This is a genomic window from Cytobacillus massiliigabonensis, assembly GCF_900199725.1.
GTDB lineage: Bacteria > Bacillota > Bacilli > Bacillales > Cytobacillaceae > Cytobacillus > Cytobacillus massiliigabonensis.
In genome coordinates this window covers 2674089-2697796 of record NZ_LT904904.1, presented here as the reverse complement: position 1 = coordinate 2697796, position 23708 = coordinate 2674089, and the positions used below count along the sequence as shown (strand labels likewise).

Here is a 23708-nt window from a genome sequence, read left to right as displayed (position 1 = left end):
TTTATGGAAAATTGAAGAACTTTAATATAAATTAGTTCCTCAGGATTTTGCTAAGCTCACGTTCGTAAAGTCACTCTAAATTTATCACAATTTCAAGACCTGTTGGTTTATCCTTAAAAGTGTCGCTATATTCTTTAAATACTAAATCAATTTCTGAAATATCATCAGGTAACGGTGGTGTAACAATAAAATGGTATGTTAAATGACCTGTTGAGCCTCTTGCTCGTTTCTGCCAGCAATCATATTTCTTACTTATAAACAGTTCAAAAGTATTGATTTTGTGCCTGTTAATTCGCTCATTTGGTGAATCCTCGGGCTCATCCCAATCAATTTGAAGTTGTACTATGCTGGCATTCTCATACTGCCGAATAGCAGCAACTGAATAAAAACGATCATCTTTTTCTATTGATTTCAAAACAGGTATGTGCTTTCTAAATCCAGTTGGTTCAACACGAGGTTTAAAGAAGTCTTCCAATCTCAGTGCCCCAAATAATGAACTTAAATATTCTTCATAAAGATCGTATTTGATAGCCCAATTAGAGGTAACATCATCAGGTGGTAAACCTGGATTATTGTTTGAGAGCTCCTTACGCTGTTTTAATAAAGCACAAATTTGTTCATCAATTTGGAGAAGTTGTTTATCATAATGGTTTGTTGGCCGGGGTTGTCGATTTAGCTTCATTTCGCCACTACCTTTCAGAAAGTTGGGAATTATTGTTATATTTACATTAAAACATAAAAAAGGGTATTTTGTTATTATTTTACACAAGTAACTTGTCTGTTACCTGAAAAAGCGATTGTCCCTGTTGAACAATCGCACTCGTTAGCATTTTTGTAGAACTTTTAATTATCAACTTTGAAAAAATAAAGCACCTCAGTAAGATATGAGGATAGACACCACTTTAAAACACACATTCTAAGGAGGAAGCTCTAATGTGAAGTTTAAAATGATACTAATAGGCATCTTTAGTTATACTTTATGCGTTTCCTTTACAAAATTTCAATGCATGATCAGCTTCTTGAGTATTTTTCCATAATCCTAACTCGTGACCAACAGCAACTGTAAATTCTGCAAATGCAGTTCCTTTAGCTGTAATGAATCCTTCTTCGACTTCTATAGCTGCTTCTGTATAGGTAGCATCCTTAAAGACCTCTTTAAATGATTTATATGTTCCAGGAAGACACGTAAAACGTTTATTCTGAAGTAGCCCTGCTCTTCCCAACAGTGCCGCTGATGCACAAATAGATGCAATAGGAATACTTAAAGATTTTGCCTCTTGTAGTAAAGAATGAACATGAAGTTCATCTATTACCGCGTGTACACCATCACCACCAGGAATTAAAACAAGATCATAATCTCTAATTTTGACATCAGAGATTGATAGTTGTGGCAAGGTTTTTAAACCAGCGAGACTTTCTACTGGATTCCCATCTAAAGTCATTGTTGTGACCATTGCTTTTCCTTTTTTCTTAAGAAAAAACAACACATGAGCAATTTCGAAATCAGCATAACTTGGATATGCAAAAAACAATACTTTCATACCGTATTTCCTTTCTCCTATTCAAATATTTTTGTTTTAAAACGAATAATCTAGGATATTTTATTTAATTTTTGCGCCCTATAACGGATTGAATGGATTCTATTGAATTACTATATTATAGTTTCCAATCCGAAAATGCTTTTTTTATTTACGCAGACCGTATTTAAATACATTACAATCTATGATTTGATTCCATTTATAATGTTAATGATTGATTCAACAACCGACTGAACTTCACACTCTTTGGTTATAGTAAATAGATAATTTGCTTCTTCTTCAGTTGGACGAATGAAATCTTCTTTTTCTGTCTGGTTTAATTGGATATTTAAAATTTCATCATAGTTTTTTACATTTCTAAGTATAGTTAAGTCACGGTCACTATTCACAATGCGACATTTTATTTTATCTAGTGGAAAATCAAAATTTACAATAATTGTTTTAAATCTTTCTTTTTTAAATAGGTTTAATAAGTATAACCGAGGATTTTTTTGTCTGTTAGAATTGCACAAAATAATATGAAGATTGGTTTTGTTAATAGCAAAATCTACAATAGTTTGTGTAAGAGCATATTTTAAATTTTTCGGTCCGAATTCCGGAATTAAAATAGAATAATTTTTTTGTAAGAATTCTTCTTGGAGGTCTTGATCAACAACGATAGAATTTGTCATTCGTTTTTCCAGGAGCTTGGCGAAAGTAGTTTTTCCACTATGCGTAACTCCAACTGTCATTATTAGAAACCTATCCATATGAACCTCCTATTTCCTGTTGATATGTATAAATAACATCGCAACAAAATAGCTTTTCACAACATAAATAGAAAGATAATAATTGTACGAAGAATCGTACTTCTTTTCGCCTTTCTCATATTTCTCTCAAACGAATTCCTATTGGAAGTTTCTTAAAAAAGCTCATTAAGCTTATTTTCTTTATAGTCGGTCATGTTTAGCTTGCACCCTCTTATACATTTCTTGAAATGTTATACTCGCGCGAAATAATTAAATTTTTTATGTTCCCACTTTAAAATCCAGCATTTCAGTAATTTCCTTATAACTTAACTCAAGTTCGTATCTTAACAACAATAATTGCTTATAAAGGGGAGATTCAATAACTCCCCTCCTTTCCACTTATAAGAAGATCGATGTGATAAAAAGTTAACATATAAAATTAAATTGATTTTAATTTTTTTAGTAAAGGCTCTGTTATAACTGAATGTTGAATTAACTGTACTTGAGAAATAACCGGAAAAATTCCGTCTAATTCGGGAAATACCCATATTTCCTTTAAAATAAAGGGAATTTTTCCGGTTATAGCCCCTAAATCTATGGATTTTGTCTAAATTTGAGCAGTTAAGCGGAATATATCCTCTTAAATCTGCTTCTTAAGCTTCTTTTCTATAAATAGCCGGAAATTCTCCGCTTAAAAATTCTCGTATGTACACGAAAATCAACAATGAAAATTAAAAGAGCTTTAGTAAAAATATAGTACACTACTTCTTTCCGCATAATTGCTGCATCGGATTATTGCGCCTTGTTATTAAAAAACCCATTTACAACATAACGACTATATCGTCTAAATGTATTTCTATTCGAGACAAATTAACTTTAATAAATATGAATTTTGGGACTTTGATTTTTATTACAAATTATTATGGCTTTAGGCTCGTCTATCGAAGTGATTAATAAAGTAATGGGAAAATCTTGTGAAAGATTAGAAATTTCAGGGGTAATATATTGAACTAAACCTACAAGACTAGGATAACTCAACGGATCAATTGATAATTCAAGAGATATTTTCTCTATATTTGAATCATCAATAAGTCCTTTTCCGCTTAGAGAAAAATTCATATTGTAATATTTTTCAATGTCCTCTTTTATATAAGTAATTTTATCATTTAGTTCTTTATTTATTTTCCCAAATGTTTTAGAAGGGACACTAATTTGATTTCTATTAATGTCAACCCATTTGATAGATTGTTTATTATCATTAACTATTGTTGATGCAAAATACCTCCCTGGCAGCATATTGTTTTTATTTGCCTGAATATAGAGTGCGATAAAGACAGGGACATTGGATAGTTCCTTTTGTTTTCTGATTCTATGTAATATTTGTTCTCCAATCTCTTTCCCTTTCTTCTTTAAAAATTTTTCCTTTAACTCAACTAGATCAGTATGTTTCAACCCTTGATCATCAATGATTTTATCAATATAATAAGTAGAGTTTAAAATAACTCCAATAGACAATCCTTTTATTGTTCCTTTTTTATCTACATATTCTTGGTCCTCAATAATCGCAAGATATTTAGGATGTTTTTTTTCTAACTCCATCTTAATCTCCCATCCTGCATCTTCGGGTATTTCAATAGCAGGGTTCAATCCCTCGGGTTCATCTGACTGCCTTTCGTGCCATTTGGAAATATTTTTTATTGTATTACCCTCTCTATAAAAGAACTTTGTTGAGGGGAAATGTTGTTGGGATAAATTCATTAACTCTACTTCTATGTTAGTAACATCTAGCGGATTATAGATTTCCTGTACAATTATTCCTCTAGTCTCCCCGTAATTAGGCAAAATTTGATAATTTTTTCTTTCCTCAATATCAGCTGTTGACTGCTCCATCCCTATTTCTGTATCCTCAGTTTTACAACCTGCTAATATAGTGAAACTGAAAATTGCTAGAATAAATAAGATTTTTAATTCAATCTTCATTATCTTTATCTCCTCAATATTTCCTTAAAATTATTAAGTAGAACTTGAATAGTTATTGAAACAATTATCATATTATATAATTATAACTAATTATGTATAATATTGGTAATATTTTAATAATAATGAAATTTACTATAGAAAATTAGAGAAAAAATTTCGTTAGGTAGAAAAGCTCTCCTTTCAATATTTTGTGTAAAGTGATTAATACATCATCATAATTCTATTTAAGCTCAAAACATTTCATTAATCACAAAATATTCTTTATCTTCAATGAAAAATCCGATAAATTTCTGGAATATTATGTTAAGATGGAAAGGATTTGGGAGAATATTCTTTTGAGAAATACTTAAGTTGGGAGGATAAAAGTGAAAAAAAGTTTAATAATAGTCGCAGGTTTATTTATATTATTAGTCGGTACTAGTCTTGGATCAGCAAATGAAAAAAACGTTTATATTTTCGAAAATCCTACAAATGCTAAAGAACAAGAAATTAAAGATGAAATAGAAAAAGCAAACAACGAATTTTTAAGAGAGGTTAACGAGGATGTTCAATCATCTTTTAAACTTGATCTTACAAAGTATGAAGCGGTTGAACTTTCGGAGATTTTTAAAAACGATGAATATGATAATCTAGTTAGTATCCTTATGGATGTGATGATTGAGCAAGAAAATGGAGATATTGTACCATCCGTTTATATTAAAAATGACGAGGCGATAATTTTAGAAAAAAAGGCTACTGGAAAAAACATTTATCATGAAATTAAATTTGATAATGAAAAGAATATATGGGTTAAGGAAGTAGAAAAAGAAAAAATGGGTAAAGTAATTACTCATCCGAATGAAAATAAAAATTAATCATTGTTTGCAAAATCGAGAACACTTAAAAAATTCACACCAAAAAGGCTTCCCATAAAAAGTCGACCTCACTTTGCTTATGGATCGGCTTTTCTTTTAATTAACAGGGGGAATTGTAAAACAATATTCTTTAGGGGGCATTAACATGTTGAAAAATACTGTATTTTTAGGTATTGCATTTTGTTCAATTATATTAGTTGGATGTACTGGTGAACAGACCGAAGAAAAAGTTCAGCATGAAGTGACCGAGGCATCAAATGGTGATCAGAAAGTAGTATTCGCTTCGAAAAGCAGAGAAAATAATGTATCAAATTTATTGTCTGAATTAAAAGAGGAAATAATAGTATCCATTACAGAACAAACAGCATTTGAAAGAGATTCAATTACAATGATGTTAGATGGGGCTACTGGTGAAGGGAATTTTGAAATATCTTGTTTTGTAGGTTTTCCGAAGGATGCAAAGATTGATGAAACGAAAATTCAACAAATAGTTGATGATACTATTATGAAAGTGTCTAAAACAGAAAACGTAACCATTAGTGAAGAAAATATAACAATAAAAATTGAGAAATACTAAGGGACAATAACTTAATAAGAGGTCATTACAAAGCATAATTAAAGGAGCTTGGATATTCAAGTTCTTTTTTTGTGCAAATTTAATCGGTTATGATAAACTATATCCTTTATCGACATCTTATGGGTTCGGTTCAGAAGTACAAAAATTAAAATTAAATAAACATTTTGATTAGCTATTGAGTTAGTATGAATTCCAACCCATTATTTATACTTGAAATAGCACAAAAAAGACATCGGTCATCATGAACCCGATGCCTTTAAAAATGAATTTGGGTACTAATCTATATAAATCCTCGAAAGAAAATTGATGAAAAAATTGTTTACATAAACGAGCTGCTATTACCAAAGTTATCCTTAGTCTCTTCGTATAGCCTTTTAGAATCAATTGATATGTCATACTTTTTATAAATGTAATCGATTATCATCCCTATTCCAATTAATATAGAAGCTAGAACTACAACAATTAACCACGAAGGCATCTTCTCTCCTCCTTCCTTATATTTACTATATTTTAACATATAGTCCCAAAGCATTCCTGAAAAACAATCAATGCATATAGATTACATTAATACAACTGTTTCAAACAAAGTAACACCAGGGTTAATGGTTATTTTTGTTTCTTTTTATAGACCATCGCTGCTCCAACTAGTACAAGTAAAACTGCCTGCCCCATCATTGTTTCGACTGTTGGATAAAACCCAATAATGCTGACTACTGGCAAGCCATCTACTATAGTTGTTGAAACTGAATCCCTTAGCTGCAATTCGACCCAAACAACTTGATTTAAATCTTTTTCATCTGTAATAGCAGGGTTCACCGTACCATCCTTGAAAGCAAATAAATTAAGCTCTGTTCCACCACAGCCGGAAACGAGTTAAAACCTGCCTGTGTCCATTTAATCTGTACCTTGCCAGAGGCTGCACGGGAGAATCGATAAAAATTCATCCGTTAGTCAAAAAAAGTGCCTCTGACCTCTACATGTCACCAACTCCTGCATCTTTGTATAAATTAATATCATTAACTAATTTATTGGTTCTTCTATTTCCCTTACTATCATCCATTTTTCGTTAAATAGTCTCCAGTTTTCAATGGTAAATAATCTTGCTAATACTTCCTCATCTTTTACAATTAATTGTTCATAAAAAACAACAGCATTTTCGTTATTCCTTAGTCGAATCACTCTATTTTCAAACCTCTTATTCGCCCCTAAAAAATGTCTAACAGATTGGTCCATACCCTGTATAGCTTCTTTCTTAGTAAAAAAAACAGGTTTTTCGTTTCCGCTACTAAAAAAAGCAACATAATAATCTTCTGTCATTCTATTTACTGAAGATGTGTCACTTGAACTCATTGCTTCGTTCCAATCTCGGATAAATTCATCATGCATTTTGGTAAATTCATTTAAGCGATGTTCTAATTCAATCATTGTTAAACCTCACTTTCAATTTCATTTATTGGTCTATCGTTCTCCAGGTCTATTCGTTTTCCTGCTACCTTGTAACCTACAACTCTAGTTCAATAAGATCTTGCTCGCCTATTTTGACACCCAGATCTATTGAGATGCAGACGTTAGTTTAAAATCTCCAGCAACGCTTCTCTTGATTTGCTGTTTTTTAATTTATATGTCCCTTCCCTTGTTTCACTTTCTAATAAGTCATATTCTTGTCCAAAATCCAGCCAAATTCTAATGGTTTCGGTTGTTTCATTTTCATAAAATAACGTTAATTTAAAGTCTTCGTGGTATTCCTTCTCATATACAGTGCTTTGATGATTTGCTTTATTTAATATCTTTATGAGTTTGCTAATTGTATCGTCTTCTTCAATTTCTACAACTTTACTGAAACTCCCATCAGTATGATTATATCTTTGATATTCTACCTTAATAATATTTGAAAAATCATTAGAAAAAAAATAGCTACTAATCAAGACAATAAAAATTGCTAAAAGGATAACACTTACAAGCTGTTTCACACTGATCTTCAACTCTTTCACCGTTTATGGAATAACGGCCTAATCTAATAATTTTAGCCAATCATGCTTGGGTTCATGAATCTTTATCGCTTGTCGCAGCCAATTTTTCTGTTTAGACTTAAGGAAATCCTTAACAGATAAAAAATCCTTATGATCTTTTTCTCTCGTATTTTTTATCTTGTATAGTAAAACTATTTCTGGTGCCAAATATGGCAGACCTGTTTCGGAAAATCTTATTACCGATTGTATAGGATAGGAAATTCTTACATCTCTTCTGAACTTCCAATTTTCAGCATCGGATTCATTTAATAGAATTTCTAATTCATAATTATTTGCATGATTGATTGCATGTATTTCATGAAGAGGTAATTTTATATACTCATTGTCCCAAGGGGTAAATTCACCTTTACAAACTTTTTTAAATTCCCAAGGACTAAGAAATTCCTTTAATTTCATTTGATCTTCTCTAAATATGCCGATCTCTAAATCATGGTGATCTCTTGTTTCTATTCCTAGAAAAAGGTCAATTGCCCAGCCACCTGCAAAAAACCATTTTTTATTGAAATTTGACATTACAGAATTTATGTATTTACATTGTTCAAACGACATTCGATCACTCCAAATACTTCTATTTACACGATTTATTTACGTTTCAAACAATAAATATTGTTATAATAGTGTCTTACTTTTCAATTGGGTAGGTTACATTTTTGGAGCTTGCATACCAAAATTAGCCCATTCTTCTTTTGAGGGACCATAAATACCTGGAACACTTAGTCCTGCTTGTCGCATTAAAACCGTCATTTGTCCACGATGGTGGTTTTGATGCTGAATCAAAAACAGTAATAGTGACCCATTTGGAATCTTTTGACCTAAAAAGTCTATACATTCTTCTAAGTTTTTATCGCTCCATTGTGACATTAAAGACTGAATAAATGTAGTACTTGCTTGCTGGTAGCTGTCTGCTATAAATTGGGCTGAATCAGGAACGGGCCAATCTTTTGTTGGGGCCTCGAACGTTAAATTGGTGTTTGAGGCAATCATTCGAATGGAAGAAACGGTGTGCCAAGCTATACGTCCTAAATTCCAATTCTGTGAAGTAATTTCCTGTTTAAGTGACTCGTCAGTTAAATTTTTTAGTAATTTATGAGTAACCTCCGATTCATATTTCCAAGATTTTAAAAAATGGTCTATGGTTACGAACATAAAAAAACCTCCTAAAATTTTTACATAACACTTCGCTAAATATTTAATTTTCCCTTCTTATTAACCAAAAAATGTTAGCGGTTATACGGGATTTTTTATTCAGCAAGCTTGCACTGAAACTACAAAAACTTCACAAAAAAAGCGTTAATCCTTCTTGGACTAACGCTAACTGATTGTTGAAGACTGAAATTATAGCTTTTCCTAAATGATTAATTCATTTTAAAATTGTATTTTAGCTTTCTGTACAAAGTTTAGACATTTAATGAACCTCGGAAACCTCTGGCAGCATAGTAGGAATCAGCACCATTGTGGTACACAAAGACGTGCCCAAAACGATAATCGCAAAAAAGGGCACCGCCAAGTTTTCTAATATCATCCGGTGTTTGCACCCAACTCGATGTTTTCTTATCGAAATTGCCAAGTTTCTGCAGCGCTCGATATTGTTCTTCAGTTAAAAGTTCAATGCCCATTTCAGTTGCCATGTCGATTGCGCTATTTTCTGGCTTGTGTTTTTTTCTTGACTCTAGTGCTTCACGGTCGTAGCATAGACTTCTGCGGCCTGTTGGAGTTTCAGTTGAACAATCAATAAAAATGTATTCATTCTTCTTTTCATCGTGTCCAACAACATCCGGTTCACCGCCAGTTCTTTCCATTTCATAGAGTGACCATAGTTTTTCTGTATTTGCTTCCAGCTTGGCTTGGACATTGGACCATTCAAGACCTTTATGGCGGTCCATGTTTTTCTCAAAACGGATTTTTAACACTTTAAGTAATTCCTCATGTTGTTCTAGTGACAACTCTTTTTTATTGCCGATTTTACTTCCCTCAGTCATGTTTATTTCCTCCTTATTATTTTTCTCATAATAATAGATCCTTTTCTGAAACTCATTGGCAGAAATCGGGAAATTATATACATCTATATATAGGAAATTCAAATAAGCCTATATTAAGTTTACCTTAAAACAAATAATTTTTGAAATCCGTATAACATTTAGTTTCAAAATTCTCTGTTCCTATAAAAAGCTAGTGAAAGATAATATGAGCAAATTAGAATTAGAAAGAGTGGGGCTGCTAAAATTATGAATAGTTGAAAATCTGAGCTATTACTCAAAAAGGTGATTAATTCCTGGCTCAACATTAGTTTATTGTTTCTACTGAAATAACTTACCAGTCCAGTTCCTCCAAATACAAATACAAAGAAAATAATTAAGTTTGCCATTTTTGATTTTAAAAAGCCATACTTAAAAATTAATGGAAAGGATATCGAACAAAATAAGGTAACAGTAATAATTGCAGCAATTAATCCAGAAAAATTAAAAGGAATATCAAGTGGTAGATTAAGTAAGTTACTAATCAAATAAATGAGATAAAATCCAATAGCTGCAAATAAAGCGTAAATATAGATAGAAACGTATTTAGATAATACAATGGTGGTTTTCTTGATAGGTAGACTTATGAGTATGATGTCACTATTATTCTTATCTTCTAATGCACTTGCTCCTAACACTAATTGATAGGTTATAGCCAAGATACCTACTATCAGTCCAGCAGGACCTATATTAGAAAGGGTAATGGAAAAAAAGATGATTAATAGGACAGATAATTTTAATGCTCTCTTTTGCATCAAAATGTCCTTTTTAATAAGATGATACATGATGATCACTCCTTCTCGTGTAAAACACCATCATATCTTCTAGCGTTGGTTTTTCAATTATTACGGAATTACCATATTGACTAATTACTGCTTTTTTATCTTTGCATAATGCTTCAAATCCAAAATCGTTTTGTTTAAGTCCAATAAAGTTTAATGGGTTATTCATATTCAATTGTTTTTTACTCCCTTTTACGATAAAGTGTTCCTCTAAAAGTTCATCCTTTGTTTTGCTCAATATGATTTCACCATTATTAATTAAAGTAATATAATCAGCAATTTTATCTAAGTCAGAAGTAATATGTGTCGAAAAGAAAATGGATTTGTTTTCATCCTGCAGCAGTGATTGCAGAACATCTAATAGTTCAGATCGTATAAGCGGATCTAAACCTGAAGTTGGCTCATCCATTATTAAAAGTTCAGCATGATGGGAAAGAGCAATGGCTAATGAGAACTTCATCTTCATCCCTTTTGACAAATGCTTTATTTCTTTTTTTAAAGGCAATTCAAAGTCTTTAGCATATCTATTGAAAACACTTTCATCCCATCTGCTATAAAACGGACTTATGATTTCTTTCATTTCTTTTACTGTTAATTCTTCGTAAAAATGATTTTCATCATAAACAAAACCAATTTTTTCTTTAATAGTGATATTATTTGATTCGTTTTCTAAACCAAAAATTTTTATTTCTCCACTATCTTTCTTTATCAAATTCATAATAAGTTTTATGGTAGTACTCTTCCCGGAACCATTAGGACCGATAAAGCCCATTATGTATCCTTTTTCAAGAGTGATATTAATACCTTTTAAAGAAAAGTCTTTATAGCTTTTCGATAAATTGGTAATTTCCATCATATTATTCATTATTACCATCCCTTATATATAATTTTGACCATGTCTTGAATCTCTTCCAATGTTAAACCAATTAGTTTGGCTGTATCGATCGCTTCTGTCATTTTTTCTTCCATCATTTTTAATTTGCTCTCACGAAACATATCTTTGTTAATAGCTGCAACATATGAACCTTTACCTGCAACTGTAACGATGAATCCCCCATTCTCTAGTTCATCGTAGGCACGTTTAGTTGTAATCACACTGATTTTTAGTTCCTTAGCTAAATTTCTAATTGATGGGAGAGGTTGAGATTCCACCAGTTCTCCCTTAATAATTTGCTCTTTGAATTGATTTACTATTTGTAAGTAAATTGGTTCATCCACAGAGTTTGAGATTATAATATTCACTCATAACATCCCTCTATTCGTTATATCTGTATATATTCAGTATATACAGACATAACAGTGCTGTCAATAAAATAAGACCTTCATTTGTTCGAAGGTCTTAGGTAATTATTTATATTAGGTTTATTAAATTAAAGAAGCTAATGGTACCGCTCTAAAATTTTGAACATTACTGCTGTTCTATTTAATAATCAGTTTGTATTGGATCAGGTGACTGTTCATCTCAATGAATTCTTCATCACCAATTCTACTTATTTCTTTAAAACCTATCTTCTCTAGCATTCTTCTTGAACGAATATTAGCTTCATGTGTTTCAGCTTTAAAAGTCGTAATACCTAAATTCTTTATGGCATATTCCATTATGCTTATAGCAGAATGATATCCAATCCCTTTTCCCCACAAACAGCTATCACCAATGGCAATTCCTAACTCAGCAGTATGATCCTGAATACAGGCTAAATCTGCATATCCAATTAATTTTTCATTCAACTCTAACCCTATTCGAATATAGTCTTCCGATGCATTATTTACACAATTGACCCACCATTTATATAGTTCTTCTGGAGAGCAATTTCTGGCCCATCCATTGGCTGAACAAAAAGATTCATCCTTGCTCCAATTTAAGACAATTTTAAAATCATCTTTCGTTAAAGGTCTTAAACTTATGCATTGTTTATAATCCTTATTAGCCTCCATTTCTATTCCTCCTCAAAAAATGAATAAGGCTGGATTAAATTTTATTATGAATGGTGTTACATTAAAAAAGGAGAGGTTAAAATGGAATGGAATAAAGGTTTTTTTAATCAATATTTTTAATCAATAAATTAAGTTCTTCATCAATTGAAGTCCCACTTTTCTTCTTTGTTATCTCGAAAGGTTTGTTATAAAGACAAGCATATTTCAAAGCCAGAAACCCATCTAAAGGAAATGTATAGTTTTGCCACTCTTGTCGATAGCCTAATATCCCTCTTTGTTTAATAATTCTATCTAACTCTTTTACTACACATAAAACAAACTCATTAAAATTAACTTTAGCTTTAAATATTGTTATAGGTAAATTTATGTTCTTTTTTCTTTCTATATTCGGATTTAGAGTTTCAGTAATTGTAATTTCTAGTTCATCAAAGTCCCTCTTTAATTCCCAGCACAATAACATAGGACCAGTATGCCACTCAATCCCTCCATTTATTTTGTGAAAAGCGCCTTCTTTCCAACTTAGTTTACATAACGGATGAATAGCTGCAAGGTATGTAACAAAATCTCCGAGTGCATCTGAATGAAAAGTCGGATAAAATTCAAACTTTTGATTATTAATTTCTAGCACACATGTTGCATTGCCGCTTTTAATATCATCATATGAAAATTTCAAATTTGATCACCTCAAGAAAAGTTAACGCTAATGATAATTTATTACCAGTGCCTATCTTTTCGTGCTTGAATATAACCGTAATAAATACAGGTTAAGTCTTTTATTTCAAAGTGCTTTGATCCCAAACCGTAAATGCCAATGTAATAAGCATTAATCCTCCAAAGGCTAACGCTTTTTTTGTTGAAATAGATAATAGAAAGGTGAGCCTCTATAGCTATTATTCAATCAATTTAGTCTGCTAATGCTGTATTAACTGCTTCCATCGCATGGATTAATGTTGTATCGAATAATGGAACTTCTGAATCCTCTTGTTTCACAAGTAACCCTATTTCTGTACATCCTAATATGATTCCTTCAGCACCGCTATTAATTAAATTTTTAATAACCTTATTGTAATATTCCCTTGATGAAGACTTTATTTTACCTAAACATAACTCTTCAAATATAATCTTATTTACTATCTCTCGTTCTGTATTATTTGGTACTAAAACCTTTATACCATTTGACTCAATTCGTGATTTATAAAAGTCGTGCTCCATTGTGTACTTGGTACCTAATAGTCCAACAGTATGCACATTAGATTTTTTTATTTGAGTAGCAGTTGCTTCAGCAATATGTAAGATAGGTATTTTTATTTTCCGTTTTATATACTCAATTACTTTATGCATTGTATTTGTGCAAATAACAATGAAATCTGCTCCACCTTTTTCTAAAGCATAAGCAACTTCCCCTAGTAGATTCCCAGCTTCCTCCCACTTACCTTCTGCCTGGAAACGTTCGACTTCCTCAAAATTAACACTATATAGAAGACATTTTGCTGAATGTAATCCCCCCAATCTTTTTTTCACCTCTTCATTTATGATTCGGTAATATTCGGCTGATGATTCCCAGCTCATTCCACCAATTAGCCCTATTGTCTTCATAAGAATTCCTCCATAATGATATTGGGATATAAATCCAACTCTGCTGCCTCTTTCTTCTTTAAGCCCATACATAATAGATAATAGATAATATAATAATTTAGAAAAAAAGCACTCACACATAATGTATTAATCTATTTTCCATTTAACTTGAATCTTTCCTTTCAAATTATCTCCTGTCACAATAATTTTATATATACCTGCTTCTTCAGCTTTAAATTGGAATGCGTTTGAATTAATATCTCCATATTCTTTATTTGTATTTTCTAGCTCGTTCATCCCTACTAAATCCCCATTATTATTTGAGATATGATACCCATACCCTCCGTCATTCATTTGTTCAAAGGATATAGAACTTGTTACTATATCTGCCTTTTTCAATGGCAATGGAATCTCGTGTTTGCCATTGAAACGCTCAAACTCTGCTGAAAATGATGAATCTGTCTTTTCTTCGGTCCATTCCTTTTTAATAGTAAAATCTATTAATCTCAAACTTAATAAAAGTGGAAAGACGAAAAGGGCAATCCATACCAAATACTTTTTTTGTTTAATAATGTAGTAACTAATGGTATAGATAAACGCACATAATGCACCAATACTTCCAGCAATCAGTGAAAACAAATGAATACCTGTAAATGGAAAAAATACAATGAAACCAGCTAAACAATGCAAAAGAATACTCATCTTGAATGTGCACTCTCTCCATTTAAGCCTGATTAAATCAATTATCACTGTCGTTACTAATGCATATCCGCAAATGAGTCCCCAAATCTTTATATTTGATAAATATTCCGTAAACTCATACAAATTAAATCCAGTTCCCAATATGAGATATAAGCACATAATAAATACTAACAAGCCAAGCGCAGCCAGTTTATTTAGAATGTAGTTTATCACCTTGTTGTTAGATATTATTTCCAAATCCTCAATTCCCCTTACATTCCTTTTCTCCATATGGCATCAAAGATTCCTAATATTTTTCATAGCCAAAATATAGATTGATCCTAAATGAATGAAGGTGATCAATCTAGGGCAATTCGCCTAATTATTATCCTTATTCATAAGCCTGCTCCTATGTAGAAATAACTCTTTCTAGCACAATAAGCAATGAATTAAACAAGAATAATCAAACTTACCTACTAATTAACTAATATAAAGCTGTATGAATTCTTTAATTTCAGCTGTGTGAGTTAATGGCAGATAGTGATGCCCATTATTAATGATCTGTACCTTAGCTAATGGATACCGTGCTTGAAACTCTTTAACTTTTTTCTTAGAGAACTCGTCTAAATTATTTTCAGCAAGTAATAAAATTAAAGGAATGTCAGGTTGTTCCTTTAAACAATAATTGATTGAATCTACTTCTTTACTTAACGCATTATAAGAATCAACATCGCAATGATGCTTGTAATATCCAGAATCCTCTATATAATTTTCTAAAAAATAGTGTTCAAATTGCTCGTAATTCTGCTTTCGTAATCCTTCAATGGAATATGTAAAGTCATGAACAGCATCTCTTATATCTTCATACTTCTCGATTTTTTGTGGAGTCATTTCTTCTTGTGTGCCTTGCCGCTCACCTAAAAAGTAATATCCCCCATCTAGTAAAAACAGAGATTTAACAACCTTATTGTATTTTTGATAGAATGCTTGTATAATTGTCGCTCCAATTGATGTACCAACTAAATGGACTTTTGTTACGTCTAATGAATCTAGTAAATCCTTTAAATTATTTACATAGCTATTAATCGTCATGTCTTTTGTTTCATAGTTGTTATGTCCTGGAAGATCGCAAACAATCCAACGAAAATCATTTAATTGCTTAGCCAATGGAATATAGAATTCTTTTCTCTCTCCTAAAGCTGGTATCGCCAGAATTGTAACAGCGCTTTTGGTATGACCGAAAATTTTATAATTCATTTTCTAAACTTCCTCGTTTCTGTTTGTTTGAACAGCAAATTTAAATATTCTTACTTTTATTATACAGAGAATTAAAAAAGGATGGGGATCAAATTTTTTGTGGGAGTGTTGAAATAGTATAAAAAAAGAGTGAATCCTATTAAAATTCTAGGTTCCCTCTATTTTTTTGCAAAGTATTGTGAACTGCTTGATTATTGTTTGCAATTTATTCGTTTCTTTCTTTTTGTCACTGCTAATTATTAATTACATGGGTCAGTATCCTATTTTACATTTTTAATCACTATTCTGCTTTGCGGAATACTTGGCATGCTAACCATGCTATAGCTTAAGTCTTGTTTAGGAAGCTCAAATTCCATTTTGTTTACCAAATAGTCAAGACTTACCTTCATGACCTCAATAGTTAGCCACTCGCCGGCGCAGCGATGACCCATAAAGTAATCACCACCGCCCTGAGGGATGAAATCATAAAGGTTTTCTACCTTGTTGGCGAACCGTTCGGGATTAAATCGTTCAGGATTATCCCATATGTTTGGATCATGATTTGTTCCATAGAGATCGAGCAAGGTTAATGTGTCTTTTTCGAATGTATAGTCCTTCCACATGAAATCCTTTTTAACTAAAGCAGAGACAAATGGAAAAAAGGGATAAAAACGGCGAACTTCTTGTATAAACAGTTCAGCATAATTTGTATGATCGGATTTGAGTTTATTTCTTTCTTCAGGATAATAGTGCAAGGCTAATGTTAAAAAATTGATATATATTGCGATTGCTACAATCGGTCTCAAAATGTTGATGATCTCAACAGCCACAGTCTCTGTGTCAAGTAAGTGGCCATCGAGATTACGATGCCTGACAAATTGATCGAATGCAGAGTTTTTCGGAGGCTGTACGTTTCCAGCACGAACGTTATTAACGAGCTCTTCAACCCACTTTTCTACTTGATTTCGTGCGTTTCTTCCTTTCCAATGATTCGGCCCAACTTTAGCTGCGGATTCGAACATTGCACCTAAATCTTCGGACAGCCGAGTTACTTCTTCTTCTGGCAGCGGTACTCCTGCCCATTGGCAGGCTGTTCGACACAGAATTTCTTGTACCTCATCATAGAGGATTACTTCATCCATTTGCCGCCATTTATCTACCGCAAACTGCCATTGTTCTTTTGTTATGATAATCAGTTTTTCTAATTCCTCAGGTGACATGATAGACATAAACATTTCCTTGCGCAGTTTATGCTCTTTATCATCTAAACTTTGGACACCATTTTTTCCAAACAATGTTTGAACTGCCCGATTAGGAGCTGCATTTTTTCGTTTGAATTTTTCTGTGTCATAAAAAATCTCAGCCGCTTCATTTCCGCCCATACAAATTACTTTTTTTCCAAATAAACGGGTCTCAAAAATATCAGAATGGAAACTGCGCCGCCTATTTAAAATGTACAAATATCCTTCTCGCATAAGGCTCAAGGTATGATCTATGCCCTCTTCACGAGGTATGTAATTCGCATCTGACATAGGATTCAACTCCATTTTGTTCGAGTAATATGATTATTCTTTGTCATTCTTACTCGTTTACTCACAAAATCGAGAAACTACTTAATCCACTCATTAAAGAATGTGCGATAGCCTTCTTTCATCACTGTGTTTGAAAAGGCATCAAATGCGTATTCCCGATTTTCCTTAGATGATTTCATTGGAACAGAAGCCGCCATATTAACTAACTCAAACCAGTTCTTTTCGTTACCGGAAAAGGAATGCTTTGCACTGATATGATCATAGCAGGGATGCTCAGGTTTAACGACAATTTTCCCCATAGCTAAGCTCTCAGTTAAAGGCATTGCAAATGTGTCAAACTTAGAACAGCTCCAATACACTTTTGCAGAATTCATCAAGGTGAAGATTTCATCTTGTGATAGTGCAAACTGTAGTTTGACATTGCTTGGAATTTGATATTTTTTCATACTTTCTCGATATCGCTCGCCTCCGAAGACCATATATACTTCTTTATCGGGGTTTTGCCAAGCATACTCGATCACTAAATCAGGTCTTCTGTTTTCTTCATCTCTGCCAATCCAAAGGATCCGATTTTCTACAACTTGAGATGGATCATAATATTTATTCGCTAGCTTTTCATTGAATCCGATCGGAATAACAGTTACATCGTGAACACCAAAATGACGTGCCATTTCCCTTTTTAAAAATTCGGTTTGGACAATTGCTTTATCAACGATTTGATAGAAAGGCTTCATCATCTCATATCCTGTCAATGCCGGATCAGGAAAGCTATGTGGAAAAAGAACACTATTTTTCAAAAACATTTTTAAATAAGTAAAACCGGAAACAGTGTAGATTACATGTTCGATTTTTTGCGAATATATTTGATCGAGCACGATGTCATAGTTAACGAGATCTCCTTTTTCATGTTCATATCCTGGAATCCAGTCATAGCCACTCACATGCCGTTCCGGCGATATGAAAACAATTTCAATGCCCAGTTCTTCTCCAATTGCTTTGAGACGTTCAGCAAAGATTCGCGGACCTTGTGCCTCCGTAAATTGAATTTTCCTCATTACTAACCCTACTTTTGTCATTGCCTTACCCCTTCACACTTATTGAACTCTTGTTGATATCGAATAGTATTATTTTACCATAATAATTGTTAGATTAACTTCACTGATCCTAAATAGCAAAAATCCACTTGTTTAAGTGGACTTTTGCTGTTTCATTCTCATTATTGACCAGAAGTTAGCTCTGTTAGTACCTGTTGAATTTCTTCTTGTGTGGCTGTTTGCGGCGGCTTATAATCTCCGTTTTGCAGAGCATAATTATAAACTGTCCGCTGTCGAGACTCATCTGCATTTCTTAATTGAATTAAGGTTTGTCGCAGTTCGGCATTATTTGCATCGCTAATATAACCTGCATAGCTTTTTAAACTCGCATTTAACCCATTTAAATAATCATTAACAATATCTTTATCCTGTAGCAAGTAAATTTCCCCCTTATTGTAAAAATGTTAAAAGCTGCTGCTGCGCTGTTTTTGCAGCCTGAGCATCCCTTTGCAGCATCGTTTTTAACTCAGGATCTATGGCAGTTTGAGCATAAGCTTCTAATTTGTTTGCGATCATTCCGTGTTCGCCAATGATTCTGCGTAAATTTTCCACTTCTGTTTGTGTCAACGATTGCATCATGTCTTATTCCCCTTTCTAAAGTATTCAAATTTAGCATCTCCATGTAAATAAATGTAATTCTTCATTTAATTAATAAATGAAAAAGGGAGAGTAAATATCAAATTCACTCTCCCTTTTTCTATCATCTGATTATTGTTTCTCCATGACAATACTAATTGCTCCCAGGTACTTTTCATATTTCTTAAAAGTGCCATGCATATCTTCTATTCGTTTTCTAGCATCCGGATTCACCGCAATATTTTTTACGATCGTTGCAAATCCCTTTACACCTTCGTCTTGAATCATCCGCTTCTTTTCCAATAAATGCATGGGGCGCATTTCTATGATAACAACATTAAAGCCCTTATTTTCAAAAAGAGATTTCCATTCAAATACAGTCAGCGGTTTCGCATTTACGCGAATCACATTTGCTAAATCACGACGAATCGTGGATTTTAATTCTTCATCGATGTTATTTGGATTTAAACAAAGTTCATGAATCCCATACCTGCCGCCTTTACGTAAGATCCGATTTGCTTCTTCGATAATCTCCTCTTTTTGCTTCGGTGATTGCATTGTCAGCATCGCTTCTCCATATAAGACATCAACCGATTGACTCGGCAGTTTTGTATGTTGAGCATCCCCAATAATACAAGCGGCATTGTTTGGAGGCAAGTATTTACTTACTTGTTTAGCCGCTTCATCATTTTGTTCAATGGCAGTATAAGATTTAGGTTTCTTCTCAAGTACGATTTTTGCTGTAACTCCCATACCCGGAGCAAATTCAGCTACATCATCATCTTCTGTTATATGTAAGTGTTCGAGCATCTTTTTTGTTAGTTCAATCCCGCCAGGACGCAGGACGCGTTTTCCCATTTTAGCGAGTACCCAATGACCTGGCATTTTTGAAAAATCTGTTTGTATAATTGAAGTCAAAAAATCACTTCCCTCCACTTATTGATAATGATAATTGTTATCAATTACTATTATGTGAATAGCCTAAACCTTATGTCAAGTGAATCTTGTGCTAGTAATTAATAAAAAAAGCCATTATTACTTACCGTAATAATGGCTTTGCAGCTTAATTTTGCATATATGCTTCTATATCCTCTACCGAACGAATGATATCCTTCGTAAGCACTTCATGCCCTTCTTCAGTTACTAATACATCATCTTCAATACGAATGCCGATTTCTTCATCTGCAATATAAAGACCTGGCTCCACAGTAAGTACCATCCCAGGCTTTAGAACTAAATCTTTGTAACTTCCTACATCATGTGTATCTAATCCAAGAAAATGGCTGACCCCATGATAATAGTACTCACTAATCTCAGTTTCCTCTTTAATTAAGCCAACTTTTACACATTCCTCTGCAAGCACTTTCTTTGTCATTTCATTTAACTTTGCAAATGGCACCCCTGGTTTAATAAGAGCGGTTGTTTCTCTCAAAGCTTTTAAGACGATATTGTAATACACTTTTTGCTTATCTGTAAATTTTCCATTTACCGGAAATGTGTAGCTGATATCAGCATTATAGTATTCAAATTGTGCTCCTAAATCAAGCAAAACGAGGCTGCCATCCTCGACTATGGCATTATTTTTTTCATAATGTAGAATCGTCCCATTATTTCCGCTTGCTACGATTGTTGGAAATGCATGCTCTTTGATGCCTTCAGAATTTAAAATAAAGTCAAAATGAGCTTCTAATTGATATTCTCTCATGCCTGGCTTAACATGCTTCATTACATTTCTAATGCCATTTTGGGTAATTTCAATCGCTTTTTTGATTTTTTCTATCTCATCTGGTGTTTTATAAACGCGAAGCTCACAAATGACAGGGTAAACATTATTAATTTGAACAAATGGATAATTTGTTTGGATTTTACAAGCAAATTGCTGCGCCTTTGTTGTTGTCGAATCTAATTCTCTGCGTTCTAAATCTAAATATACGTGAAAAAATGATTCTGAAACAAATGTTTGTGACAATGTAGATTCGAATTGATCAAGATATAAAATGTTGTCAATTCCAGATGCGTCAATTGCCTCGCTGATGGAAACAGACTTTCCAACCCACTTTTCTAATACCGGATTAGATTTTTCGATAAAAAGATATTCTTCTACTTTTCCTCTTTTCTTTCGAGCCATAAAGATTATATTTGGTTCATCGATCCCTGTTATGTAATAAAAATTACGATTAGGAACAAACTTATAGTCCTCATCCGCTGATTTTTGCGGTGCTTTCCCAGCAAATAAAATAAGAAGAGATTGTTCCTTTAATTCCTCATACAAATGATTGCGATTAGTAATAAAAAAATCCTTTTGCATAAAATTCCCTCTTTTCAAAAGATATGAATTTATAAGTATAGGTATATCATAACATACTCAATTTCATTTCTGCCCATTGTGTAACTCGATTTTAACATGATGTTTTTCATTAGTAGAATCCTTATCAATTACCTTCCAGTTTATAGACATCATCTTTTGTAAGTCCTCAAATTCATTACTTGTTAAGACTAGACCATCTAAGTAAGTATCAAAGACCTGGTAATCAATATTTTCTTCTAAACCATATTTAATCTTTAATAGTGTTTTTAATGCATTTTTTGTGAGAAAAGTAATTGTATAGCCTTTTAGGATAGCTCTTTCTAATCTTTCGGAATGGGATCTATAAAAATCAATAAATGTCTGCCAGTCAGGAATTCCTTCGCCATATGGAGTAAAATCCTTGCTATCACCTTTTTTTAGTAGATCCATCATTTGGCGATCTGTTGTTCCGCTCCTTCTAATCATCTCAATCATTATGGCATAGTTTAATGCAATTTTTTCTCTGCTCAATCGATTTTCCACTCCTAGCTAATAAATATATATTTAGTTTCTGTCTTCGTATTTTATAGAATCAGTGAGACAATGTAGTCACTTATACTGACAATTAAAATACTTTGCCCTAGTCCGCAAATGGCTCCTGTCAGCAATCGTAATCTGTTATTGCTCATTCTAAACTTCAGCTTTTGGGTCCATCCATCAAGGATCATAGGAATATTTAGAAATAGTCCAAGCCAAATAGAAATATGTATATCTATAAAGAATAAGATCGGAAAAAAGAGATATCCTGCCAAAATTCCTGTACACCTCGAACATAATGGCAGTGTATATCCCTTAATGGTTAAACATCTGCTTTTCATCCGATGACAAGGGACGATTTCCAATAATCGATTGATTCTAATTACAATCTGGTCCGCAATCACAATCTAGGTCCGGTCCACAATCACAATCTGGTGTACAGTCAAATTTCTTTTTCCGATTTTTCTTTTTTCCATAATATATAAGAATGATGAAGAGCAATAATGCCCCTATTCCTATAGAAAGGATTCCGAAAAGTGTGTTTCCATTAATAATTAAAGTGGTCCCAACGACTAACGTAATAATCATGGCAGTTAGTAACAGAAAGAACATAAACTTCACCTGCTTATTCGTGCATTTTTACTGTTATTATCCATGTTGCTTAAAAATTCTCTTACTACCATCACATACTCTTCCGTTTCCTCTAAATAAGGCATATGTGCACTGTTTTCGAAAATATGTAATTTTGCTCCAGGTGTAAGGCTGCAGAAATATTCCGTTGATTCTGGGGTAGCTTCATCATATCGGCCACATGTATATAATGCTGGGACAGCAAAATCCTTTAATTGCGGGGTGCAATCGAAGTTTTTTAAATTTCCTGTCACGTGAATTTCTGATGGACCCCACATAAGATTATATACATCTGGATTTTTGTATTGTGCACCTTGTTTTAAGAAAGCAGGCATTGGGTCAAGACGGCAAACAAAGCGTTTATTGAATTCATTGGTGGCAGCCTTATATTCTTCCGAGTCGGTTGTTCCATTATCTTCACATGCTTTTAATACAGTTTGTACTTCTGCTGGTAATTGCTTCCGGTTCCTCGCCTGGTCTTGTGCCCAAAGCGGTGCACTTAAACAAGGGCTTGAAAGGATAACACTTTCTACACCTGCTGGATTGGATAAAATATAAGCAGCAGCTAGTGTTGTTCCCCAAGAATGGCCTAAGATATGGACTTTGTCTAAAGAAAGAGCTGTTCTAATTTGGGCTAATTCTTCTACAAATCTTTCAATCTTCCATAAAGAAGGGTCTGCTGGTCGATCTGACTTTCCGCAGCCTAATTGATCATAAAAGATAACTGGACGATCCTCAGAAAGAACATGTAATCCTTGCAGCGAATAATGGGATGAACCTGGTCCGCCGTGCAGAATAATAACAGGTGTTTTATCCGTATATGTATCGTAAATCTGATACCACACGTTTCCTCCTGTTACTTTTATGTATCCTTCCTTAACTGACATATAAATCTCTCCTATCATCGATGAATAAACTTACCATTTTCAATTATATATCAACTCTTTTCGACAATACCGAGTGATTTCCTTTATTTTAACTATTTATAAAATTAAAATATTATTACAAAATAATCGATTAACTCCAAATATTTATAATAATCTGATATAATAATACTATTTAAATCAGATTCTTAAAGATATGATTTGAAAGATTTTCCCCTACTATCACGTAGTTAACCC

At 32.9% G+C, this 23708-nt stretch carries 32 protein-coding genes; 2 read left to right on the top strand and 30 right to left on the bottom strand.

Annotated elements, in window-relative coordinates; genetic code table 11:
• Nucleotides 1-70 precede the first annotated feature (70 nt).
• From C1726_RS24510 to C1726_RS24490, 5 genes are all read right to left on the bottom strand, one after another.
• Nucleotides 71-682 (bottom strand): hypothetical protein, encoded by a 612-nt coding sequence (locus tag C1726_RS24510; protein WP_102275546.1) that lies wholly within the window; start codon nucleotides 680-682, stop codon nucleotides 71-73.
• Between the two features lie 295 nt (nucleotides 683-977).
• The gene (locus tag C1726_RS24505; protein WP_102275545.1) at nucleotides 978-1541 is read right to left on the bottom strand and encodes a DJ-1/PfpI family protein; all 564 of its coding nucleotides are present in this window, start codon (nucleotides 1539-1541) and stop codon (nucleotides 978-980) included.
• A 179-nt stretch (nucleotides 1542-1720) separates the two neighbouring features.
• Nucleotides 1721-2287 carry an ATP-binding protein gene (locus C1726_RS24500; RefSeq protein WP_102275544.1) on the bottom strand — a complete coding sequence of 189 codons (567 nt, stop codon included), beginning with the start codon at nucleotides 2285-2287 and terminating at the stop codon, nucleotides 1721-1723.
• 258 nt (nucleotides 2288-2545) lie between these two features.
• Nucleotides 2546-2665 (bottom strand): sigma factor-like helix-turn-helix DNA-binding protein, encoded by a 120-nt coding sequence (locus tag C1726_RS24495; RefSeq protein ID WP_142385108.1) that lies wholly within the window; start codon nucleotides 2663-2665, stop codon nucleotides 2546-2548.
• Nucleotides 2666-3142: 477 nt separating this feature from the next.
• Nucleotides 3143-4246: a CamS family sex pheromone protein gene (locus C1726_RS24490; RefSeq protein WP_102275543.1), complete on the bottom strand. Its 1104-nt coding sequence runs from the start codon at nucleotides 4244-4246 to the stop codon at nucleotides 3143-3145.
• 365 nt (nucleotides 4247-4611) lie between these two features.
• Here C1726_RS24490 and C1726_RS24485 point away from each other — a divergent pair, with 365 nt between their 5' ends.
• Nucleotides 4612-5100, top strand: a complete 489-nt coding sequence (locus C1726_RS24485) for a hypothetical protein (RefSeq protein WP_102275542.1) — start codon at nucleotides 4612-4614, stop codon at nucleotides 5098-5100.
• Nucleotides 5101-5245: 145 nt separating this feature from the next.
• On the top strand, nucleotides 5246-5677 hold the full coding sequence (locus C1726_RS24480; protein WP_235822842.1) for a topoisomerase: 432 nt from the start codon (nucleotides 5246-5248) through the stop codon (nucleotides 5675-5677).
• Nucleotides 5678-5996: 319 nt separating this feature from the next.
• Here C1726_RS24480 and C1726_RS26405 read toward each other — a convergent pair whose 3' ends face one another.
• The 25 genes from C1726_RS26405 to C1726_RS24360 form a co-directional block, all read right to left on the bottom strand.
• The gene (locus tag C1726_RS26405) at nucleotides 5997-6155 is read right to left on the bottom strand and encodes a hypothetical protein (RefSeq protein ID WP_180968293.1); all 159 of its coding nucleotides are present in this window, start codon (nucleotides 6153-6155) and stop codon (nucleotides 5997-5999) included.
• Nucleotides 6156-6283: 128 nt separating this feature from the next.
• Nucleotides 6284-6493, bottom strand: coding sequence for a hypothetical protein (locus C1726_RS26685; RefSeq protein WP_235822841.1), 210 nt, complete (start codon nucleotides 6491-6493; stop codon nucleotides 6284-6286).
• Between the two features lie 204 nt (nucleotides 6494-6697).
• A complete protein-coding gene (locus C1726_RS24470) occupies nucleotides 6698-7102 on the bottom strand; it encodes a hypothetical protein (protein WP_102275541.1) in 405 nt (134 codons plus the stop codon).
• Nucleotides 7103-7245: 143 nt separating this feature from the next.
• Entirely contained in the window at nucleotides 7246-7647 is a 402-nt protein-coding gene (locus tag C1726_RS24465) for a hypothetical protein (RefSeq protein WP_102275540.1), read from the bottom strand.
• 39 nt (nucleotides 7648-7686) lie between these two features.
• The gene (locus C1726_RS24460) at nucleotides 7687-8256 is read right to left on the bottom strand and encodes a nucleotidyltransferase domain-containing protein (protein WP_102275539.1); all 570 of its coding nucleotides are present in this window, start codon (nucleotides 8254-8256) and stop codon (nucleotides 7687-7689) included.
• Between the two features lie 93 nt (nucleotides 8257-8349).
• A complete protein-coding gene (locus tag C1726_RS24455) occupies nucleotides 8350-8853 on the bottom strand; it encodes a DinB family protein (RefSeq protein ID WP_102275538.1) in 504 nt (167 codons plus the stop codon).
• Nucleotides 8854-9104: 251 nt separating this feature from the next.
• On the bottom strand, nucleotides 9105-9686 hold the full coding sequence (locus C1726_RS24450) for a DUF4256 domain-containing protein (protein ID WP_102275537.1): 582 nt from the start codon (nucleotides 9684-9686) through the stop codon (nucleotides 9105-9107).
• 164 nt (nucleotides 9687-9850) lie between these two features.
• Nucleotides 9851-10507 (bottom strand): ABC-2 transporter permease, encoded by a 657-nt coding sequence (locus tag C1726_RS24445; RefSeq protein WP_102275536.1) that lies wholly within the window; start codon nucleotides 10505-10507, stop codon nucleotides 9851-9853.
• Entirely contained in the window at nucleotides 10491-11360 is an 870-nt protein-coding gene (locus C1726_RS24440; protein WP_216629093.1) for an ABC transporter ATP-binding protein, read from the bottom strand. Before C1726_RS24440 ends, C1726_RS24445 begins: the two co-directional genes overlap by 17 nt.
• Nucleotides 11361-11371: 11 nt before the next feature.
• A complete protein-coding gene (locus tag C1726_RS24435) occupies nucleotides 11372-11746 on the bottom strand; it encodes a GntR family transcriptional regulator (protein ID WP_102275534.1) in 375 nt (124 codons plus the stop codon).
• Nucleotides 11747-11923: 177 nt separating this feature from the next.
• Complete coding sequence (locus tag C1726_RS24430) at nucleotides 11924-12439, bottom strand: GNAT family N-acetyltransferase (RefSeq protein ID WP_102275533.1); 516 nt, start codon at nucleotides 12437-12439, stop codon at nucleotides 11924-11926.
• A gap of 103 nt (nucleotides 12440-12542) precedes the next feature.
• Nucleotides 12543-13112 carry a hypothetical protein gene (locus tag C1726_RS24425; protein WP_102275532.1) on the bottom strand — a complete coding sequence of 190 codons (570 nt, stop codon included), beginning with the start codon at nucleotides 13110-13112 and terminating at the stop codon, nucleotides 12543-12545.
• 230 nt (nucleotides 13113-13342) lie between these two features.
• Nucleotides 13343-14035 carry an aspartate/glutamate racemase family protein gene (locus C1726_RS24420; RefSeq protein ID WP_102275531.1) on the bottom strand — a complete coding sequence of 231 codons (693 nt, stop codon included), beginning with the start codon at nucleotides 14033-14035 and terminating at the stop codon, nucleotides 13343-13345.
• Nucleotides 14036-14161: 126 nt separating this feature from the next.
• The gene (locus tag C1726_RS24415; RefSeq protein ID WP_142385107.1) at nucleotides 14162-14953 is read right to left on the bottom strand and encodes a hypothetical protein; all 792 of its coding nucleotides are present in this window, start codon (nucleotides 14951-14953) and stop codon (nucleotides 14162-14164) included.
• Nucleotides 14954-15175: 222 nt separating this feature from the next.
• Nucleotides 15176-15952, bottom strand: coding sequence for an alpha/beta fold hydrolase (locus C1726_RS24410; protein ID WP_102275529.1), 777 nt, complete (start codon nucleotides 15950-15952; stop codon nucleotides 15176-15178).
• A 260-nt stretch (nucleotides 15953-16212) separates the two neighbouring features.
• A complete protein-coding gene (locus C1726_RS24405) occupies nucleotides 16213-17463 on the bottom strand; it encodes a cytochrome P450 (protein ID WP_102275528.1) in 1251 nt (416 codons plus the stop codon).
• Between the two features lie 77 nt (nucleotides 17464-17540).
• The gene (locus tag C1726_RS24400) at nucleotides 17541-18539 is read right to left on the bottom strand and encodes a glycosyltransferase (protein WP_102275527.1); all 999 of its coding nucleotides are present in this window, start codon (nucleotides 18537-18539) and stop codon (nucleotides 17541-17543) included.
• Nucleotides 18540-18679: 140 nt separating this feature from the next.
• Complete coding sequence (locus C1726_RS24395; protein ID WP_102275526.1) at nucleotides 18680-18934, bottom strand: spore coat protein; 255 nt, start codon at nucleotides 18932-18934, stop codon at nucleotides 18680-18682.
• A gap of 13 nt (nucleotides 18935-18947) precedes the next feature.
• Nucleotides 18948-19133, bottom strand: coding sequence for a hypothetical protein (locus C1726_RS24390; protein WP_102275929.1), 186 nt, complete (start codon nucleotides 19131-19133; stop codon nucleotides 18948-18950).
• 132 nt (nucleotides 19134-19265) lie between these two features.
• The gene (locus C1726_RS24385; protein ID WP_235822840.1) at nucleotides 19266-20051 is read right to left on the bottom strand and encodes a class I SAM-dependent methyltransferase; all 786 of its coding nucleotides are present in this window, start codon (nucleotides 20049-20051) and stop codon (nucleotides 19266-19268) included.
• A 145-nt stretch (nucleotides 20052-20196) separates the two neighbouring features.
• Nucleotides 20197-21441, bottom strand: a complete 1245-nt coding sequence (locus tag C1726_RS24380) for an aminopeptidase P family protein (RefSeq protein ID WP_102275525.1) — start codon at nucleotides 21439-21441, stop codon at nucleotides 20197-20199.
• A gap of 63 nt (nucleotides 21442-21504) precedes the next feature.
• Nucleotides 21505-21951 carry a hypothetical protein gene (locus tag C1726_RS24375; protein WP_102275524.1) on the bottom strand — a complete coding sequence of 149 codons (447 nt, stop codon included), beginning with the start codon at nucleotides 21949-21951 and terminating at the stop codon, nucleotides 21505-21507.
• A gap of 53 nt (nucleotides 21952-22004) precedes the next feature.
• On the bottom strand, nucleotides 22005-22298 hold the full coding sequence (locus C1726_RS24370) for a DUF2085 domain-containing protein (RefSeq protein WP_102275523.1): 294 nt from the start codon (nucleotides 22296-22298) through the stop codon (nucleotides 22005-22007).
• A gap of 37 nt (nucleotides 22299-22335) precedes the next feature.
• Entirely contained in the window at nucleotides 22336-22569 is a 234-nt protein-coding gene (locus C1726_RS24365) for a hypothetical protein (protein ID WP_102275522.1), read from the bottom strand.
• Between the two features lie 5 nt (nucleotides 22570-22574).
• Nucleotides 22575-23474, bottom strand: coding sequence for a proline iminopeptidase-family hydrolase (locus C1726_RS24360; protein ID WP_102275521.1), 900 nt, complete (start codon nucleotides 23472-23474; stop codon nucleotides 22575-22577).
• Between the last annotated feature and the right edge of the window lie 234 nt (nucleotides 23475-23708).

What these genes read in the sequence shown, in the direction of transcription:
- C1726_RS24510 (WP_102275546.1), bottom strand. Translation starts at nt 682, where the DNA reads ATGAAGCTAAATCGACAACCCCGGCCAACAAACCATTATGATAAACAA.
- C1726_RS24505 (WP_102275545.1), bottom strand. Translation starts at nt 1,541, where the DNA reads ATGAAAGTATTGTTTTTTGCATATCCAAGTTATGCTGATTTCGAAATT.
- C1726_RS24500 (WP_102275544.1), bottom strand. Translation starts at nt 2,287, where the DNA reads ATGGATAGGTTTCTAATAATGACAGTTGGAGTTACGCATAGTGGAAAA.
- C1726_RS24490 (WP_102275543.1), bottom strand. Translation starts at nt 4,246, where the DNA reads ATGAAGATTGAATTAAAAATCTTATTTATTCTAGCAATTTTCAGTTTC.
- C1726_RS24480 (WP_235822842.1), top strand. Translation starts at nt 5,246, where the DNA reads ATGTTGAAAAATACTGTATTTTTAGGTATTGCATTTTGTTCAATTATA.
- C1726_RS26405 (WP_180968293.1), bottom strand. Translation starts at nt 6,155, where the DNA reads ATGCCTTCGTGGTTAATTGTTGTAGTTCTAGCTTCTATATTAATTGGA.
- C1726_RS24470 (WP_102275541.1), bottom strand. Translation starts at nt 7,102, where the DNA reads ATGATTGAATTAGAACATCGCTTAAATGAATTTACCAAAATGCATGAT.
- C1726_RS24460 (WP_102275539.1), bottom strand. Translation starts at nt 8,256, where the DNA reads ATGTCGTTTGAACAATGTAAATACATAAATTCTGTAATGTCAAATTTC.
- C1726_RS24455 (WP_102275538.1), bottom strand. Translation starts at nt 8,853, where the DNA reads ATGTTCGTAACCATAGACCATTTTTTAAAATCTTGGAAATATGAATCG.
- C1726_RS24450 (WP_102275537.1), bottom strand. Translation starts at nt 9,686, where the DNA reads ATGACTGAGGGAAGTAAAATCGGCAATAAAAAAGAGTTGTCACTAGAA.
- C1726_RS24445 (WP_102275536.1), bottom strand. Translation starts at nt 10,507, where the DNA reads ATGTATCATCTTATTAAAAAGGACATTTTGATGCAAAAGAGAGCATTA.
- C1726_RS24440 (WP_216629093.1), bottom strand. Translation starts at nt 11,360, where the DNA reads ATGATGGAAATTACCAATTTATCGAAAAGCTATAAAGACTTTTCTTTA.
- C1726_RS24430 (WP_102275533.1), bottom strand. Translation starts at nt 12,439, where the DNA reads ATGGAGGCTAATAAGGATTATAAACAATGCATAAGTTTAAGACCTTTA.
- C1726_RS24420 (WP_102275531.1), bottom strand. Translation starts at nt 14,035, where the DNA reads ATGAAGACAATAGGGCTAATTGGTGGAATGAGCTGGGAATCATCAGCC.
- C1726_RS24410 (WP_102275529.1), bottom strand. Translation starts at nt 15,952, where the DNA reads ATGAATTATAAAATTTTCGGTCATACCAAAAGCGCTGTTACAATTCTG.
- C1726_RS24405 (WP_102275528.1), bottom strand. Translation starts at nt 17,463, where the DNA reads ATGTCAGATGCGAATTACATACCTCGTGAAGAGGGCATAGATCATACC.
- C1726_RS24400 (WP_102275527.1), bottom strand. Translation starts at nt 18,539, where the DNA reads ATGACAAAAGTAGGGTTAGTAATGAGGAAAATTCAATTTACGGAGGCA.
- C1726_RS24390 (WP_102275929.1), bottom strand. Translation starts at nt 19,133, where the DNA reads ATGCAATCGTTGACACAAACAGAAGTGGAAAATTTACGCAGAATCATT.
- C1726_RS24380 (WP_102275525.1), bottom strand. Translation starts at nt 21,441, where the DNA reads ATGCAAAAGGATTTTTTTATTACTAATCGCAATCATTTGTATGAGGAA.
- C1726_RS24370 (WP_102275523.1), bottom strand. Translation starts at nt 22,298, where the DNA reads ATGAAAAGCAGATGTTTAACCATTAAGGGATATACACTGCCATTATGT.
- C1726_RS24365 (WP_102275522.1), bottom strand. Translation starts at nt 22,569, where the DNA reads ATGTTCTTTCTGTTACTAACTGCCATGATTATTACGTTAGTCGTTGGG.
- C1726_RS24360 (WP_102275521.1), bottom strand. Translation starts at nt 23,474, where the DNA reads ATGTCAGTTAAGGAAGGATACATAAAAGTAACAGGAGGAAACGTGTGG.